We start from the raw sequence: 966 nt of genomic DNA on the forward strand, positions 1-966 counted from the left end.
GCGTGGGCGCGGCGGATGGCCTCGGCGAGGGGGGTGTCGGCGGTGACGAGGGCGGCGCGGCGGGCGAGGCGGCGGGCCGACAGCAGGGGGATGCGGTCGCGGACGCGTTCGGCGCGGATGGCCTGGGTGGCGCCGACCCAGATGAAGGAGGCGATGAGGGCGGACCAGAGGAGGGCGAGCCAGCCGATGCCGCCGTCGGCGGCGGTGGTGGTGTAGGTGGCGAGGTAGGCGCCGACGATGAGGCAGCCGATGGCGACGGCGCGGCCGACCCAGCCGGCGAAGATGGCGCCGCTGCGGCTGCGTCCGGTGGCCTTCCAGACGGCGGCGCGGACGAGGCGTCCGCCGTCGAGGGGGAGGCCGGGCAGGAGGTTGAACAGGCCGACGAGGAGGTTGGCGAAGGTGAGGGCTTCGAGGAGGAGGAGCGCGACGCCGGGGAGGGCGAGGGTGGCGTGGGCGAGGAGGCCGAGTCCGGCGAGGACGAGGTTGGTGAGGGGTCCGGCGAAGGCGATGAGGAATTCGCGGCCGGGGGTGGGGGCTTCGCGTTCGATGGCGGTTTCGCCGCCGAGGACGTGCAGTGTGACGGAGCGGACGGGGAGTCCGAAGATGCGGGCGGTGACGGCGTGGCTGAGTTCGTGGACGAAGACGGAGCCGTAGAGGAGGACGGCGTAGGTGAAGGCGACGAGGTAGCTGAGGGGGCGTTCGACGACGTCGTGGACCTGGCCTTCGAACATGACGGTGACGAGGACGGCGACGAGGAACCAGCTGGGTGAGACGTAGACGGGGACGCCGAGGACGCGGCCCATGGAGAGGCCGGGGCGGGGGGTGCGGCCGTCGTCGTGGCCGGGGCCTCCGGCGGGTGTCCTGCCCTGGGTCGGGGGCGCGCTGTTCGTCACGCCCTCGATGCTACGGCCCCGGCGGGCGGGTCGTGCCGCCCGGTCCGGCGCTCCTCCTCCCGGCTGGCGAGGA

Annotated in this window: 1 protein-coding gene; it reads right to left on the reverse strand. The window is 74.2% G+C overall.

Features of this window, described 5'->3' with window-relative positions:
- A partial coding sequence (locus HUX53_RS36405; protein WP_309237606.1) for a site-2 protease family protein occupies positions 1-893 on the reverse strand: 893 nt, incomplete at its 3' end.
- Positions 894-966 lie beyond the last annotated feature (73 nt).

Origin of the sequence: Actinomadura sp. BRA 177 (genome assembly GCF_013372625.1) — a bacterium.
Classification (GTDB): Bacteria; Actinomycetota; Actinomycetes; order Streptosporangiales; family Streptosporangiaceae; genus Spirillospora.